The sequence below is a fragment of the Candidatus Epulonipiscium viviparus genome, from assembly GCF_030708075.1.
In the GTDB taxonomy this organism is placed as follows: domain Bacteria; phylum Bacillota; class Clostridia; order Lachnospirales; family Cellulosilyticaceae; genus Epulonipiscioides; species Epulonipiscioides viviparus.
Window position 1 is genome coordinate 2,470,968 of sequence record NZ_CP117982.1, and the last position, 16,009, is coordinate 2,486,976.

At 41.2% G+C, this 16,009-nt stretch carries 15 protein-coding genes; 6 read left to right on the forward strand and 9 right to left on the reverse strand.

Annotated elements, in window-relative coordinates; genetic code table 11:
* The first annotated feature begins 1 nt into the window (after window position 1).
* The gene (gene pgmB / locus PCY70_RS10300; protein ID WP_305767291.1) at window positions 2–2,056 is read left to right on the forward strand and encodes a beta-phosphoglucomutase; all 2,055 of its coding nucleotides are present in this window, start codon (window positions 2–4) and stop codon (window positions 2,054–2,056) included.
* Between the two features lie 36 nt (window positions 2,057–2,092).
* Here pgmB and PCY70_RS10305 read toward each other — a convergent pair whose 3' ends face one another.
* Entirely contained in the window at window positions 2,093–2,821 is a 729-nt protein-coding gene (locus tag PCY70_RS10305; protein WP_305767292.1) for a DUF1638 domain-containing protein, read from the reverse strand.
* Window positions 2,822–2,963: 142 nt separating this feature from the next.
* Between PCY70_RS10305 and PCY70_RS10310 the strand changes: the two genes are divergently transcribed.
* The 3 genes from PCY70_RS10310 (at window position 2,964) to PCY70_RS10320 (ending at window position 5,143) form a co-directional block, all read left to right on the forward strand.
* Window positions 2,964–3,359: a Fur family transcriptional regulator gene (locus tag PCY70_RS10310; RefSeq protein ID WP_305767293.1), complete on the forward strand. Its 396-nt coding sequence runs from the start codon at window positions 2,964–2,966 to the stop codon at window positions 3,357–3,359.
* Window positions 3,360–3,374: 15 nt separating this feature from the next.
* A complete protein-coding gene (locus PCY70_RS10315) occupies window positions 3,375–3,929 on the forward strand; it encodes an NADH peroxidase (protein ID WP_010168870.1) in 555 nt (184 codons plus the stop codon).
* Window positions 3,930–4,168: 239 nt separating this feature from the next.
* Window positions 4,169–5,143 (forward strand): DNA cytosine methyltransferase, encoded by a 975-nt coding sequence (locus PCY70_RS10320; protein WP_305767294.1) that lies wholly within the window; start codon window positions 4,169–4,171, stop codon window positions 5,141–5,143.
* A 52-nt stretch (window positions 5,144–5,195) separates the two neighbouring features.
* Here the strand turns inward: PCY70_RS10320 and iolG are convergent, their stop codons facing one another.
* The 4 genes from iolG to iolC form a co-directional block, all read right to left on the reverse strand.
* Complete coding sequence (gene iolG / locus PCY70_RS10325) at window positions 5,196–6,209, reverse strand: inositol 2-dehydrogenase (protein WP_305767295.1); 1,014 nt, start codon at window positions 6,207–6,209, stop codon at window positions 5,196–5,198.
* Window positions 6,210–6,297: 88 nt separating this feature from the next.
* Complete coding sequence (locus PCY70_RS10330; RefSeq protein WP_305767296.1) at window positions 6,298–7,461, reverse strand: MFS transporter; 1,164 nt, start codon at window positions 7,459–7,461, stop codon at window positions 6,298–6,300.
* 4 nt (window positions 7,462–7,465) lie between these two features.
* The gene (locus PCY70_RS10335; protein ID WP_305767297.1) at window positions 7,466–8,620 is read right to left on the reverse strand and encodes an iron-containing alcohol dehydrogenase; all 1,155 of its coding nucleotides are present in this window, start codon (window positions 8,618–8,620) and stop codon (window positions 7,466–7,468) included.
* Between the two features lie 11 nt (window positions 8,621–8,631).
* Window positions 8,632–9,645: a 5-dehydro-2-deoxygluconokinase gene (gene iolC / locus PCY70_RS10340; RefSeq protein ID WP_305767298.1), complete on the reverse strand. Its 1,014-nt coding sequence runs from the start codon at window positions 9,643–9,645 to the stop codon at window positions 8,632–8,634.
* Between the two features lie 175 nt (window positions 9,646–9,820).
* Between iolC and PCY70_RS10345 the strand changes: the two genes are divergently transcribed.
* Together PCY70_RS10345 and PCY70_RS10350 are read left to right on the forward strand one after the other, a co-directional pair.
* Window positions 9,821–10,579: a DeoR/GlpR family DNA-binding transcription regulator gene (locus tag PCY70_RS10345; RefSeq protein ID WP_305767299.1), complete on the forward strand. Its 759-nt coding sequence runs from the start codon at window positions 9,821–9,823 to the stop codon at window positions 10,577–10,579.
* Between the two features lie 34 nt (window positions 10,580–10,613).
* Window positions 10,614–11,606 (forward strand): leucine-rich repeat domain-containing protein, encoded by a 993-nt coding sequence (locus tag PCY70_RS10350; RefSeq protein ID WP_305767300.1) that lies wholly within the window; start codon window positions 10,614–10,616, stop codon window positions 11,604–11,606.
* A gap of 69 nt (window positions 11,607–11,675) precedes the next feature.
* Here the strand turns inward: PCY70_RS10350 and atpC are convergent, their stop codons facing one another.
* The 4 genes from atpC to atpA all read right to left on the reverse strand — a co-directional run bounded on the left by atpC (window position 11,676) and on the right by atpA (window position 15,995).
* On the reverse strand, window positions 11,676–12,065 hold the full coding sequence (gene atpC / locus PCY70_RS10355; RefSeq protein WP_010166770.1) for an ATP synthase F1 subunit epsilon: 390 nt from the start codon (window positions 12,063–12,065) through the stop codon (window positions 11,676–11,678).
* Window positions 12,066–12,077: 12 nt separating this feature from the next.
* Window positions 12,078–13,484 carry a F0F1 ATP synthase subunit beta gene (gene atpD, locus PCY70_RS10360; RefSeq protein ID WP_010166767.1) on the reverse strand — a complete coding sequence of 469 codons (1,407 nt, stop codon included), beginning with the start codon at window positions 13,482–13,484 and terminating at the stop codon, window positions 12,078–12,080.
* Between the two features lie 114 nt (window positions 13,485–13,598).
* A complete protein-coding gene (gene atpG, locus PCY70_RS10365) occupies window positions 13,599–14,462 on the reverse strand; it encodes an ATP synthase F1 subunit gamma (protein WP_010166765.1) in 864 nt (287 codons plus the stop codon).
* A gap of 15 nt (window positions 14,463–14,477) precedes the next feature.
* Entirely contained in the window at window positions 14,478–15,995 is a 1,518-nt protein-coding gene (gene atpA, locus PCY70_RS10370; protein WP_029487925.1) for a F0F1 ATP synthase subunit alpha, read from the reverse strand.
* Window positions 15,996–16,009 lie beyond the last annotated feature (14 nt).

Consider the following 16,009-nt stretch of genomic DNA (forward strand, 5'->3'; position numbering starts at 1 on the left):
GATGCTAAAATTGGTAATTTTTGATTTGGATGGAGTAATTGTTGATACTGCGAAATACCATTATCTGGCTTGGCGAGAGCTTGGATATGAGTTAGGGATTGAGTTTACACAAGAACAAAATGAAGCTTTTAAAGGTGTGAGTAGATTGGCTTGCATGGATATTATGTGTACGCTTGCCAATAAAGAAGATATGCCGCAAGATGAACGCAATCGAATAGCAAACAAAAAGAATGATATATATTTGGAGTTGATAAAAGATATAACCAATAGTGAATTGCTAGCGGGAGTGGAAAATTTATTGCGTGAGTTAAAGCAGGCAGGCATAAAAGTTGCGTTGGGATCCGCAAGCAAGAATGCGGTACCGATTTTGAAAAAAACAGGGATACTCCATTATTTTGATACAGTAATCGATGGAAATAAAGTAAAAAAAGCAAAGCCAGACCCAGAGGTATTTGAGCTTGCCGCGCAAACAGCGGAAGTGGCCAATGCTGAGTGTGTAGTATTTGAAGACGCTACTGCAGGAGTGGAAGCCGCAATTGCAGCGGGAATGGCGGTCGTTGGGATTGGCACCAAAGAGAGTTTGCCAAATGCTGAAGTAGTTTTTGCAAATGTGGGAGAAGTAAGCGTTGAATTTTTATTACGAGCAGTAACGAATGACAGATATAGACCGAAGTATCACATTTCAGTTCCTGCAGGATGGCTAAATGACCCCAACGGGCTGATATTTTACAAAGGAGAGTATCATGTATTTTATCAGCACTATCCACATGACACAGTGTGGGGGCCGATGCATTGGGGACATGCAAAAAGCAAGGATCTAATAAGGTGGGAGTATTTGCCGATAGCATTGGCGCCGGATATGGATCATGAAAATGTGGGATGCTTTTCGGGCAGTGCGATAGAACATGATGGAAAATTATATTTGATATACACTGGAGCTGCCGATGATGCAAACGGAACGCATCTGCAAACGCAATGTGTAGCGTATTCGGAGGATGGAATCAATTTTACCAAGTATGAAGGAAACCCGGTTTTGACTGCAGCAGATCTGCCAGAAGATTGCCAAGTGAATGCGGGAGAATTTAGAGATCCAAAGGTGTTTAAGAAAGATGACGCATTTTATATGGTGGTAGTGGCAAAGGCAGCGGCGGGCAATATATTGTTGTATAAATCGAGAGATTTGCTGAGCTGGGAGTATGTGAGAGCGATAGCCAATGGCGAGGGCGGCAATATGGGCGAAATGTTTGAGTGCCCAGATCTATTTGAGCTAGATGGCAAAGATGTATTGATTACATCGCCTATTGCAATAAAGAGGAGCGGTCACAGATTTTTTAATACATCATCCACGCTGTATTTTGGCGGTAAGATGAATTGGGAGACTGGGGAATATGCCAAAGAATGCCACGATGAGATTGACATAGGCACAGATTTTTATGCACCGCAAACGTTGTGTGACGATCGAGGTAGACGCATTATGATTGCCTGGGCGCAGATGTGGCATCGTACAATGCCAACAAATGTATTGCGACATAATTGGGCGGGAAGTTTTTCGATACCGAGAGTACTGAAATGGAAGGACGAAAAACTGATGCAAACCCCGGTTGAAGAATTGCGAGCGTATCGTGTGGATCACGTAATGTACAGAGGTGAAAAAGTTGAGGGAGTTCGTAGATTTGACGGAGTTACAGGAGACGTATGTGAACTGGTCGTGGATGTAGACATGGGAGATGCGAATAACTTTTCGATTGCAGTATTAAAGACGGGCAACGAGAAAGTTGTTATTTGGTTAGATGATAGCAGAATAACTATCGATAGGTCGTGTATGGGAAATCCTATATTGGGGAATGAAAGTATACCAGTAAATTCGAGGTGGATTCCGTATCATAAAAAAACAGTAAAATTGGATATATTGATAGACAAGAGCATCGTCGAAGTATTTGTAAACGACGGAGAATACGCAATGACAGTAACAGCATATCCAGAAGGCACTGCAGCTGAGATCGAGTTTTTTGCTGATGGAGCGGCAGTGATTGATATTGACAAATGGAATATTTAGGCAAAAGTAGAGGACTCTGTAGAAGGGGTCCTTTTTTTATTGGGCAGTAATTTTGAGGCCAGTATATTCGGCGACTACTTTTTGCGATGGCTGGCATACCAAAAATCGATCGTCCCAATTGCCATCAACCAAGTCAGTGATAAATCCTAGGTTTGAGTCCACTTGCATATAGGCCCAGTCAAATTCTTGGGCAATAACTTTGGCGCGTTCCACCTCGGCAGTATCATCGTAGAGGTTGGACTTGATAAAACAAAGATTTCCGTATTGAGAAATAAAGCTGGTTTCTTGCTCGATAAGATATTGCGCAGTGTCCTCGTCTTCATACTCCTCGAGATATGTTTCATATAAAGAAGCGTAATGCTCTTTGGAAGGCATAGTGCCGTTTTCCATCCACGGTTTTGAGTACCAGTAGATGCCGCCCGAACTATTAAACAGCTCGAGATACTTTTGCTGCGAACCTAAAAATAGGGCCATGCAGTCATCACAACGCGGAATTATAAGAGGGATTTGGCTAGAGGTAAGGCCGATAATGCTGTTGGAGCATAAACCGTAGCCAAGAATTATAGCGTCATATGGCTTGGCATTGCGCTTGGTGTTAATTGCCTCAACCTTGTGTATCGAATCTTGAATGGCCTGCTGTAATAATTGCGGAGTATTATGTAGCCCCTGCTCGAGCCAAAATGAATGAATCACGTTTTTGCTTTTACTTATTGCGTAGCCTATTTCTCTAGAAAATATTGAACAACCTATCAGTGCTAATCGCATAAAAACCTCCTTGTTATTTTAATTGACCTCATTATAGCAAACGAAAATAACAATTTCAATTATTTTTTGATCTTCTATTGACAATTTATTCCTAATAGTATATAATTCTTATTACAACAAGTTACTAATAAGGAGGAACAACATGAAACAGCATAGACAAACAATTCAGAAAACTTTGGTTTTAGATGCTATACATGAATTAAAATCCCACGTAACAGCAGCTGAAGTGTATGAATTAATTATAAAAAAACATCCTACTATTAGTAAGGGAACAGTGTATCGAAATTTGAATCAATTGGCACAAAATAATAAAATTAAAAAGATAGTAACAGCATCTGGAGCAGAGCGTTTTGACCACTCTTGCCACGATCACTATCACGCGGTTTGTGTTCATTGCAATAAGATGATTGATGTAGAAATGCCGTATATGTCAAAATTGGAGAGTACAATTAAAGACGCGGAGGGATTTGTATTTAGTGGTCATGATATAGTTTTTCAAGGCGTCTGCTCGGAATGCGCAAAACAAAATAATAATTAATGGAGGTTTTGTAATATGGAAAAGTTTGTGTGTACAGTATGTGGATATGTTCATGAGGGATCTGAGGCACCTAAAAAGTGTCCGATTTGTAAGGCACCTGCAAAGAAATTTGATAAGCAAGTAGCTTCAGAAGATGGTGGCTTGGTGTTTGCAGATGAGCATAGAGTAGGAGTGGCAACTGGCGTAGATAAAAGAATTGTAGATGGGCTTCGCGCAAATTTTGAGGGTGAATGTACAGAAGTAGGGATGTATCTTGCGATGGCGAGAGTTGCATACAGAGAAGGATATCCAGAAATTGGAATGTATTGGGAAAAGGCGGCATATGAGGAAGCGGAGCATGCGGCAAAGTTTGCAGAGTTGTTGGGTGAAGTTGTAACGGCATCTACAAAGAAAAACTTAGAAATGCGTGTAACGGCAGAGCATGGGGCAACAGCGGGTAAAAAAGAACTAGCCGCATTGGCAAAAGAGCTAAACCTAGATGCGATTCATGACACTGTACACGAGATGGCAAAAGATGAAGCAAGACATGGCAAGGCGTTTGCAGGGTTGCTAAATAGATACTTTGAATAAATAAAAGAGATCCCTCGCTGGAGTTAATAGGTGGGGGATTTTTGTGGTTAATTTCATGGCATTGATAAATTTGAAAAATATGATAGACTAGAGGGTACAGCAAAGTTGGAGGCGTTAGTTGATAAAATACCAAACTTAGAAATAACTGTTAAATATAGGAGTATATATATGAGAAGTTGGAGGCGTTAGTTGATAAAATACCAAACTTAGAAATAACTGTTAAATATAGGAGTATATATATGAGATTAATAAGTTTATTTGCTGGTGCTGGTGGTTTAGATCTAGGTTTCGAAAAGGCGGGCTATGAGATAGCAGCAGCAAATGAGTATGATAAGACCATATGGGCAACGTATGAGAAAAATCATAAAGGACCACTGATTAAAGGTGATATTAGTAAAATACCTTCGGCGGATTTTCCTGATGGTATAGATGGCATCATTGGTGGCCCCCCTTGTCAAAGTTGGTCAGCGGCGGGTAGGTTAAAGGGTATAGAAGACCCTAGGGGCCGGTTATTTTATGAGTATATACGTATACTAAAAGATAAGAAACCTAAGTTTTTTTTGGCTGAAAATGTAAAGGGTATGATGGCGCAAAGACACAATGAAGCGGTAAAGGGTATTGTAAATCAATTTGAAGAAGTGGGCTATGACGTGTTTATAAAGTTGTTAAATGCAAATGACTATGGCGTAGCGCAGGATAGGAAAAGAGTATTTTATATTGGATTTAGAAAAGACCTAAATATAAAATTTGAGTTTCCGAAGCCGCAGGAGTATAAGCCTGTGCTTAGGGATATACTATGGGACTTGAAAGATAATGCTGTTCCTGCATTAGATAAAAATAAAAAGAATGCTAGCGTAAAATTCTTAAGTCATGAATATTTTACTGGTGCTTTTTCTACAATGTTCATGAGTAGAAATAGGGTTAGACAGTGGGATGAACCTGGCTTTACAGTACAAGCAAGCGGTAGGCAATGCCAATTACATCCACAGGCTCCCAAGATGCCAAAAGTTGAGAAAAATAAAAATGTATTTGCAGAGGGGCAAGAACACTTATATCGTAGGTTATCTGTTAGAGAGGTTGCGAGAGTACAGGGTTTTCCCGATGATTTTGAGTTTATCTATACATCAGTAGATACGGGGTATAAGATGATTGGTAATGCGGTACCTGTTGGCTTGGCCTATGCAGTAGCAGAGCAAATTAAAAAGTATATTTGAATAAAGAAAAGAGATCCCCCCGCTGGAGTTAATAGGTGGGGGATCTTTGAGGTTAATGAGTTAATTCGGATATTAGTATGGTGCGTTTTTGATCTAGAGACATTTTGGCCGCTTGTGCGATATAGACAGACATAAGCCCGTCGAAGCCATTGGTTGGAACTTCGGTATCGTTTAGTACTGCATCAACAAAGTCTTGTAGCTCCGTTACGAATGCGTCATTGTATCGCTCGAGGAAGAACCAAGTTGGCTTGGCAATTTCTACGCCATCGGCGGTGCTTATCTTAACATGGTTTTCTAAATTATTTTCATCGGCAACAGATCCCTTGTCGCAATGAACTTCCACTCTCTGGTCATAACCATATCTAGCAGCACGGCTGTTATCAATTACTCCGATTGCGCCGTTTTCAAATTTTAGGCTTACAATAGCAGTATCAACGTCGTCGTATTGCGCAATGTCAGGATTTATACAAATATTTCCAATTGTAGTAACTTCAGTAACTTCGCTGCCAACCAAAAAGCGTGCCATATCGAAGTCGTGGATCATCATATCGGAGAAGATGCCTCCAGAAATTTTAACGTATTCTAGCGGCGGAGCTTCTGGATCTCTGGAAGTAATTTTTACAATATGCGGCTTACCCAGCTGTCCAGACTTAACGACCTCTCCAACAGCGGCGTGGTCTCTGTCAAATCTTCGAACAAAACCTACCATAAGTTTAATATTTGCCTGCTCAGCAGCTTTTATAGCTTCTTTGATTTTGGTAGTATCTAAGTCGATAGGCTTTTCGCAGAAGATATGCTTTTTGGCAGCCGCGGCCTTCATAAGAAATTCCGAGTGGGTATCGGTAGAAGAACATATTAAAACAGCATCAATTTCGGGATCGGCAAAAATTTTGGCAGGATCGGTATATATCTTTTGAACACCGAGACCTTTTGCCCATTCTCTAGCATCTTCTGTAAGATATGGGTCTGCAATGGCTTCTAATGTAGCACCACTAATAAATTTTGCTATATTATTACCATGCAAACGACCGATTCGACCTGCTCCGAGCATTCCTAGTTTTAACATTATTTAATCGCCCCTTAATATAAATTTGGCCCAAGTTTTACGCTAAGGCGGGCAAGTTTAGCAACCTTAAGGCTAAGGAAAGTATTCTCTAAGTAGATGAAGCTTGTTTTCTAAGTATTCTGAGAAATATAATGGCTATTACGATAGATAAAATGCCAGCATAAATATAGGTATTGCCTGGCATAAAGTTATGCGTAACAGGAGCAATTACGGCGGTGATAGAAAAACCAAATAGCATAGCACCATAATTTTGACCCTGATATTTTATGCCAAAATATTGGCTGGTAATAGATGGGAATATTCCTAAAACGCCGCCATAAGAAGCATACACCAAAACGATGCCTATAGAGCTAAGATACCCGGCGCCGAGCCAAATTAATAGCAACCCGATGATGCCACACATAAGGTCGTATTGAAGAATGCGAAGCCGGCCAAGCTCATCTCCTAAAGTTGGTAAAAGCAGTTTGCAAGCCGCATTGGCAATAGGTCCAATCATAACAGCGTATATAGCATATTCCGCAAGGATGCCTTTGCTCTCCTGGATGATATAGGCCATAGGAGAAATTAAAAAGTAGGATAATAAAGCCGCAATCATAATTCCAAATAGAATGTAGAATTCTTTGGTGCGCATCATCTCTTTTGTTGTAAGATCGTTAGATGAGGAAGCTTTAGTAGTTGCAGTATAATTTTCTGGAAGCTTGATAAATAGCCCACCAAGTAACCAAGATGTTGCCACAAGTATACCAAGAATTAAAAATGTAGTGCTGGCCCCATAATTTTCGAGCCAAGATCTGCTAGGAGGAGCTAACAAAAACCCGCACATCGCATTTGCGGTAACTGCCAGACCAGAGGCAAATCCGGGTCTAGCTGGAAACCACTTTTGATATACCGAGATTACTGTAGTATATATCATACCGTGCCCGATCCCCTGAAAAGCATAGCCTATATATAGCCCGATTAAAGACCGATTTGCTGCAAATACAGAGGAAAACAAGCTGAAGGTAAATATCGCGCCACCAATCCAGATAGCATAAGAAGGTTTGTACCTATCTTGAATTTTGCCGCCAATTAAATTTCCAAAAGCAAAAGTAATTAAAGACAAATAGAAACATAGCATAACTTGTGAAATAGTCCAGTCTGTGCCTTCCATAACGTATGGCTGATATATAGACCATAGATGTGGAAGTCCAGTGAGAAACATCGCTAAAAGCCCTGCCCCGAGGGATAAAAATTTTCTTTTTTCTTTATACATTAATTTACACCATCCAAAGTTGATTATATAGTTGAACAACATCTGCTGTGGAAATCGCTCTGATTGTATTACCAGGACTTCCGCTGCTAATGGCATCGTGAGCCATTTTATCGATTTGAGCAAAAAACTCTGTTTTGTTTATGCCATATACTTCAAGTGTAGGAATGTTGAGATTAGCTAGGAGCGTGTTGAGTTTTGAGAGAAATGCGGTGCTTGCGACATCGTCATCGGCAGAATCGGTGGCTCCGATTGCTCTTGCTATTGCAGCGAATCGAGCGGGTGCACCAACTGACGCATAACTGAGGCATACTCTCATAAGCATAGCATTAGAAATTCCGTGCGGTACATGAAACAGCGCGCCAATGGGTCGGCTCATGCCATGAATTAGGGTTACCGAGGCATTGTTAAAGGCGATTCCGGCTTCTAAAGAGGCAATAGCCATTTGAGTTCGTGCGGCTACGTTGTTTGGCTGGTTGTATGCGAGCTCAATATTATTGAATATTCGGGTAATGGCTGATAACGCAAAGGTGTCTGACATAGGCTGAGCTCGGCGCGAGGTGTAGGCTTCTACTGCATGGCAAAGAGCATCGATGCCAGTAGCTGCAGTAACAGATTTGGGAGCAGTCATGGTAAAACTTGGATCTACGATTGCCAAGGTGGGCACCAAAGCTCGGCCTTTTAATAGCATCTTGATCTGAGTTTTCTCATCGGTGATGATGGTAAACTGCGTAGTTTCGGAGCCCGTACCCGCCGTGGTGGGAATGGCAACGGTGTTTGGAACGGCAATGTCTATGATGCGGCCATTAAAATCGGAGATGTGACCGCTATAGTTTGCCATCACTCCGATTGCCTTCATAGCGTCGATGGGGCTGCCACCGCCAATGCTGATTAAAAAATCGCAACCAGCGTTTTGGTATGCTCCAACTCCGGCTGTTATCATGGCATCGGTAGGTTCGCCGTTGATGTCAGAAAAAATTTCGTATGCAACTTGATGACTGTCTAATATGGCGGTCAGCTTTGCGCAGTTGCCAAGTTGTAGCATGATTTTATCGGTTACAATTAAAGCTTTGTGCCCCAAGTTTTGGATTTTGTCTCCAGATTCTAGTAGTGCATTTTCTCCAATTAATAAGTCGTTATTGATAATAAATTCTCGTGCCACAAAAATCCTCCTTAAGCTTTGGCAATCATTTCGCCATATTTTTCCTTAGACTCTACAATAAACTGCTCAACTTCTGGCAGAGTGGGTAAGTTGCAGCAAGAATGCTCGCGAACCATCATAGAAGCTTCCGCGCTGCCGATTTCTAAGCATTTTTCGATTTCTAAGCCAGCAAATATGCCATACAAAAAAGCAGACGCGTAGCCATCGCCGCCACCAAACCCTTTTAATGCTTCAACAGGAAACGGCTTAACGCTATACTTGGTACCATCTTCTAGAAATGCGGTGGAACCCTTTTTGCCATGCTTGATAACTACGATTTTGGCACCAAGATTGATCCACGCAGAAGCGGATTGCTCGTCTGTTCTGTTGGCTTCGATGAGCCTTTCGGTGAGGTCAAATTCTTCGCGGGAGCCGATAATAATATCTGCATGCTGTGCAGCAATAGAATAGTAAATAGATATATCGTCTATATTTTTCCAATTGTATTCGCGATAATCGATATCAAAAAAGATGCGTACATTATGCTTTTTGGCGAGATAGATAGCCTTAAGAGCCGCTTCTCGAGAAGGACTTTGTGCAAGTGAAGTTCCGGAAATGAGCAAAGCTTTGGTTTGCTGAATATATTCTTCGCTGACATCTGCGGGACATAGAGATAGATCGGCAGCAAAATTGCGATACATTAGGATTTGGCTTTCATTTTTGGATAAAATTTCGGTAAAAGTTAGACCAAGTTTTTCGCCGTTGGTAGCGCGTGTAACATTGGACGTATCGATTCCTTCTTTGTCAAAAACATGAGTAACAAAATCTCCGAATTGATCATCGGAAACTGCAGCGATAAAGCCGGTCTTTAAACCGAGTCGAGATACGCCTATAGCGATATTTGCAGGGGAACCGCCAAGATATTTTTTGAATGTGGTGCATTCTTCGAGAGGTTGAAAATAATCTACGGGATTAAAATCGATAGCAATTCTGCCAAGTAATATAAGATCGAACTTTCTATCAGTTGCAAAGTGTATATAGTTCATAAGATGCTCCTTTTATAAAAAAAATGATTATGTTGTGGATATATATTGAGTAAATTATGATCATATATTACCATGGTGTTTTGGAGTTGTCTAGCCTTTTTTTGTTTTGTATTTCACAATGGATAAAATATGTAGTATAATAGAGAGAAAGTAACAAACTAGGAGAAAATTTTATATGAAAATCCAAAGAATCAATCAAATAGAAGCGTATATATTAGAGAAGAAGATAGTACAGTTAGACGCGTTGTGTGTGCTGTTTGGCATTTCCAAAAATACTTTAAGAAGAGATATAGATATACTCGTAAAAAAAGGAAGCATCGCAAAGGTGTATGGCGGGGTAGTAGCAGTGGGGGAGACCTCGCAACTTACTGCATTTGAAAAACGGGCAGGAATGCTTGTAAAAGAAAAGGTGGGCATCGCGAAATGCGCGGCAACTTTTGTACAGGATTCAGACGTAATTTTTATTGATACAGGAACGACAACTGCGTATTTAATAAATTATTTGGGGCACCTAAATAATCTAACAATTGTAACGTATAATGTGGATACAATTTATAAGGCATTGCAATTTCCAAATCTAAAGCTGATATCGCTACCTGGAATGCTAAAGCATAATACAGTTTCGTTGGTAGATCCTGAGGCTGTAAATTATTTGGCTAATATCAATATTAACAAAGCATTTGTGTCGTGTACAGGATTATCGATAGCAAATGGGATATGCAATACATCTGCAGAAGAATATATAATCAAGCAAGCGGTGGTGAAGAAAAGTAAGGAAAGCTATTTATTGGCAGATCATTCCAAATTTGATCGTTCTGCGCTTATGACATATGCCGATATTGAAGATATAGAGTATTTGATTACAGATAGAGAGCCTGATGCAGTATATGAAGAGTATTTAATACAAAAATCAGTTAATTTGATAATTAGTTAAATTGGTGAAGTAGTAATTGGAGAGGGGAATAATAATGAGTAATGTAGATGACGAACAGGAGTTTGAAATTGATGAAGAGATTTTGATAAAATATTTGGAGAGCAAGAATAATATTGTGGTAATTCCGGAGGGTGTGGTGGCCATTGGAGAAGAAGCATTTGGCGAGTGCGGTAACGTGGTCTCGGTAACCATGCCAAACAGCGTAACTAGTATAGGTAAAATGGCATTCTACTGGTGTAGAAGTCTAAGCACTGTTAATATTTCGAAAGCAGTAACAGAGATTGAGGGGTGGACTTTCTGCGGTTGTAAAAACTTAAGCGCCGTGGATTTGCCAGATGGCGTAACTAGTGTAGGCAAATGGGCCTTCTATGGGTGCAGCAGCTTATTCAATATAACTATTCCAAATAATGTAATAAGCATAGGCAACGCCGCCTTCTATGGCTGCAGAAGTCTCAGTAGCATACATATTCCTCAGGGTGTCCGCCGCATAGGCAAGTGGACTTTCTGCGAGTGTAACAGGTTAAGCAAAATAAATATACCAGATAGCGTAACTAGCGTAGAAGAGAAATCATTTTCGTTGAGTGGAGTGACATCTATTACGATTCCGGGAAGTGTAAAAAGTATAGGAGAAAAAGCATTTGCAGTATGTGGAAATTTAGTTACTGTAGAAATGGCAGACGGCGTAGTGAGCATCGAGGAGAGAGTCTTCGTAAGATGTAGTAAGCTCAACAATGTGACGCTATCAAAATCTATCATCTACATAGGCAAGCTGGCTTTTGGCGAATGTGGTAGCCTAAGAAGCATCGAGATTCCCGCGAGCGTAAAAAAGATAGGCAATAAGGCATTTTATAATTGCAGTAGACTGGAGAGCATCACGATTTCTGACGGGATAAAACATTTGGGGAAAGATGTTTTTGGAGGATGCCGCAACTTGCGAACGGTTAATGTGCGAGGTCAGATAACAGACATTATAAAGGAAGGATTTGCCAAAATGGAGCAGCAAATTGAATTTGTGCAGTTAAAATAGGAAACAAAAAAGAGGACACGGTGGCCAGCGCGATGTCCTCTTTTAAATTTATTCGAATAAATATATTTATTATTTTAATCTAAGTCTAATAAGAGCTTTTTGTAATGCAATTTCGGCGCGTCGATGATCAGAGTTGGCATCACCCATGTGACCCTCGGCACGTTCCTTTGCAGATTCAGCACGCTCTTTGTTGATCTCGCCTTCGAGCTCTGATGCGTCAGTAAGGATAGTAACTTTATCCTTGGTAACTTCAGCAAAGCCGCTCATAGTGGTTGCCTCTTTCTTTTCGCCACCAACTTTATAGCGAATTATTCCATAGCTAAGAAGCGTAACGACAGGCTCGTGGTCATACATAACACCCATCTCGCCTTCTGTGGTCTTTAAAACCACCATATCGACCATCTCGTTAAACACTTGTCGTGTAGGAGTTATAATTTCTAATTTAATTTGATTTGCCATAGTCTCACCGCCTTAAAGCGTCTTAGCTTTTTCAGCAGCGTCTTCGATAGTACCAACCATTAGAAACGCATTCTCTGGTAGGTGATCATACTTGCCATCCAATATCTCTTTAAATCCGCGAACAGTTTCTTTAACAGGAACGAATTTTCCGTGCATACCTGTAAAAGTCTCTGCAACGTGGAATGGCTGAGATAGGAATTTTTGAACCTTTCTAGCGCGGTTTACAGTGATTTTGTCAGACTCAGAAAGCTCATCCATACCAAGAATGGCAATGATATCCTGAAGTTCTTTGTATCTTTGTAGAGTTGCTTGAACCTGTCTAGAAACATCGTAGTGATCTTGCCCAACGATTTGTGGGTCGAGAATTCTAGAAGTGGAATCTAGAGGATCTACTGCAGGGTAAATGCCTTGCTCAACGATAGAACGAGAAAGAACAGTCTTCGCATCGAGATGGGCAAATGTTGTTGCAGGAGCAGGGTCGGTGAGGTCATCGGCTGGTACATAAACTGCTTGAACAGAAGTAATTGAGCCTTTGTTTGTGGAAGTGATGCGCTCCTGAAGAGTTCCCACCTCGGTTGCTAGAGTTGGTTGGTATCCAACTGCAGAAGGAATACGTCCAAGTAGTGCGGAAACCTCAGATCCAGCTTGGATGAAACGGAAGATGTTATCTACGAACAAAAGAACGTCTTGCCCAGACTCATCTCTAAAATATTCTGCCATAGTAAGGCCGGTAAGAGCAACTCGCATACGTGCTCCTGGTGGCTCGTTCATTTGGCCAAATACCATTGTAGTTTTGTTGATAACGCCAGAATCGGTCATCTCGTGGAATAAGTCGTTTCCTTCACGAGTTCTTTCTCCAACGCCAGCAAAAACAGAAAATCCGCCGTGCTCTGTTGCGATATTACGAATGAGCTCCTGAATTAGTACGGTTTTACCAACTCCAGCGCCGCCAAATAGCCCGATTTTTCCACCCTTAAGATATGGGCACAAAAGGTCTACTACTTTGATTCCGGTTTCGAGAATTTCTGCAGTAGTGGATTGCTCCTCAAAGCTTGGTGCCGCTCTATGAATTGGCCAGTGCTCTGCGTCTGGTGCAGGTTTGTTATCAACAGGGTCGCCTGTAACGTTAAAGATACGTCCAAGAGTTTTATCGCCAACTGGAACTGTTATAGGAGCTCCGGTGTTTATACATTCCATTCCGCGAACAAGACCTTCGGTTGCTGCCATAGAGATACAACGTACGACGTCGTCTCCTAGATGTTGCGCAACTTCAACAGTGATAGTCTCGTTGTTGCCTTCATCATCTTTGCCAGTGATGATATGGATTGCATTATACAGTGCAGGCAAATTCTCTGGAGTAAATTTAATATCGATAACTGGACCGATGATAGTTATGATGTGTCCTATATTGTTTGCCATTAAATTTTTCTCCTTTTTAACAATATTATAATTAATTTAGAAAAAGACCTCCCGTGAGTAACATTTGCCTACATGGACGTGGGAGATGCCGGAGAGGTCATTAGAGAGGGCAGATTAGCCCAGAGCTTCTGCTCCACTTACAATTTCTGTAAGCTCTTGTGTGATAGCAGCCTGACGTGCGCGGTTGTAAATGATTCCCAATTTCTGGATCATTTCTTCTGCATTGTCTGTCGCAGAGTCCATTGCGGTCATTCTTGCTCCTTGCTCACTTGCGCTTGCTTCGATTAATGCGCCAAAAGTTACGTCTGCTAGGTATCGAGGGATAACATATGCCAAAACGTCTTCTGGAGATGGCTCATAAACAAGCAAGTCAGGAAGTGTATCCTCAGGTGATACTTCTTTTATTTCTTCTAATTCGAGTGGTAGAAGGCGAATCATAGTTGGCTCTTGTTGGATTGTAGATTTAAATGCCGTATAGGCAAGATAAACTTCTCCAACTTCACCTTTTACGAAGATGTCTGTTACATAATCCGCAATTTCTTTTGCATGGCTATATCCAGGTTTTTCGGACATCCCCACTATAGCTTTTGCAACGTTATATCCCTTGGTTTTAAAATTGTCGCGAGATTTTTTGCCCACTGCAATAATTTGAGACTCTTCTTTTGAAGCTATATCCTTCATAACCAGCTTACAGATATTGGCATTATATCCACCTGCAAGGCCTCTATCAGATGCCAAAACGATATAGGCTTTGTTGGGAGAGTCGTTCCCTTTTATTAGTGGCATATTAATTGGCCCTGCATTGTTAGCTATAGAACGAATAGTCTCTTGCATTTTATGAAAGAAAGGACGAGATTTAATCGCCGCTTCCTTACTTTTTGTGAGCTTTGCTGTTGCTACAAGGTTCATTGCGTTTGTAATCTGCTTGGTGCTATTAATACTTTTAATTCGTCCTTTAATATCTTGCAAAGACGCCATATTTTGTCACACCTTTCATTGCTCTTCTGGTTTAAAGTTCGCTTTAAATTCTTCGACGATAGACTTAAGTTTATTATCAAGATCCGCAGTAAGTCCATCTTTTTTGATGATTTCAGCATATACTTCTGCGTGCTTGGTATCTACAAAAGTAAATAAATCTTGTTCAAATTGTTTAACAGCAGACAAAGGAACATCCATTAGATATTTTCTGGTTGCCGCATATAAAATTAATACTTGTTTCGCAACAGGCATTGGCTCATATTGGCCTTGCTTTAAGACCTCCATAATTCTTTCGCCTTGAGTGAGTGCGTTTTGCGTTGCAGTATCAAGATCTGAGCCAAACTGTGCAAACGCCGCAAGTGAACGATACTGAGCAAGTTCAACACGGATAGGTCCGGCGATTTGTTTCATGGCTTTAATTTGAGCAGCGCCACCAACCCTAGATACAGAAAGACCAGGGTTTACTGCAGGACGAACACCTGCGTTGAATAATTCACTCTCTAAGAAGATCTGTCCATCTGTAATAGAGATAACGTTTGTTGGAATATAGGCAGAAATATCTCCTGCTTGTGTTTCGATAATTGGTAATGCAGTAATAGAACCGCCTCCTAGCTCATCATTCAATTTTGCCGCGCGCTCGAGCAATCTTGAGTGAAGGTAGAAAACGTCTCCAGGATATGCTTCACGTCCTGGTGGGCGACGAAGTAGTAATGCCATGGTTCTGTAGGCAACAGCGTGCTTGGATAAATCATCGTATATGATCAAATTGTCTTTGCCCGCATCCATCCATTCTTCTGCAATGGTAACGCCCGCATATGGTGCGATATACTGGAGCGGTGCAAGCTCACTTGCTGTTGATGCAACAACGGTTGTATATGCCATGGCACCATGTTTTTCCAGTGTAGATACGATGTTGGCAACAGTGGATGCTTTTTGTCCAATAGCAACGTAGATACAGTTTACACCCTGACCTTTTTGGTTAATGATAGTATCTATCGCGATTGCGGTTTTGCCTGTTTGGCGGTCTCCGATAATAAGCTCACGTTGACCACGTCCAATTGGTACCATAGAGTCGATAGCTTTTTCGCCTGTTTGAAGCGGTGTATCAACCGACTTTCTAGACATTACGCCAGACGCAACTTTTTCTACTGGTCGCGTGTGAGTTGTCTTTATTGGCCCCTTGCCATCAATTGGCTCGCCAAGAGCATTTACAACACGGCCTAGCATGGCGTCTCCAACTGGAACGCTTGCCACGTTACCGGTTGATTGAACAACATCCCCCTCTTTTATGTTTTTGTCAGAACCCAGTAGTACGACCCCAATGTTGTCTTCTTCCAGGTTGAGGACCATTCCTTTTACACCTCCAGGAAATTCGAGAAGCTCTCCTGCTTTTGCATTTTGAAGCCCATGCACACGTGCAATACCATCTCCAACTTGCATAACAGTTCCAACTTCCTTAACCTCGAGTTGCGCCTTGTAGTTATTAATTTGTGCTTTAATAACACTGCTGATTTCTTCTGGTTTAAGGTTCATTCTTGTTTGTTGCT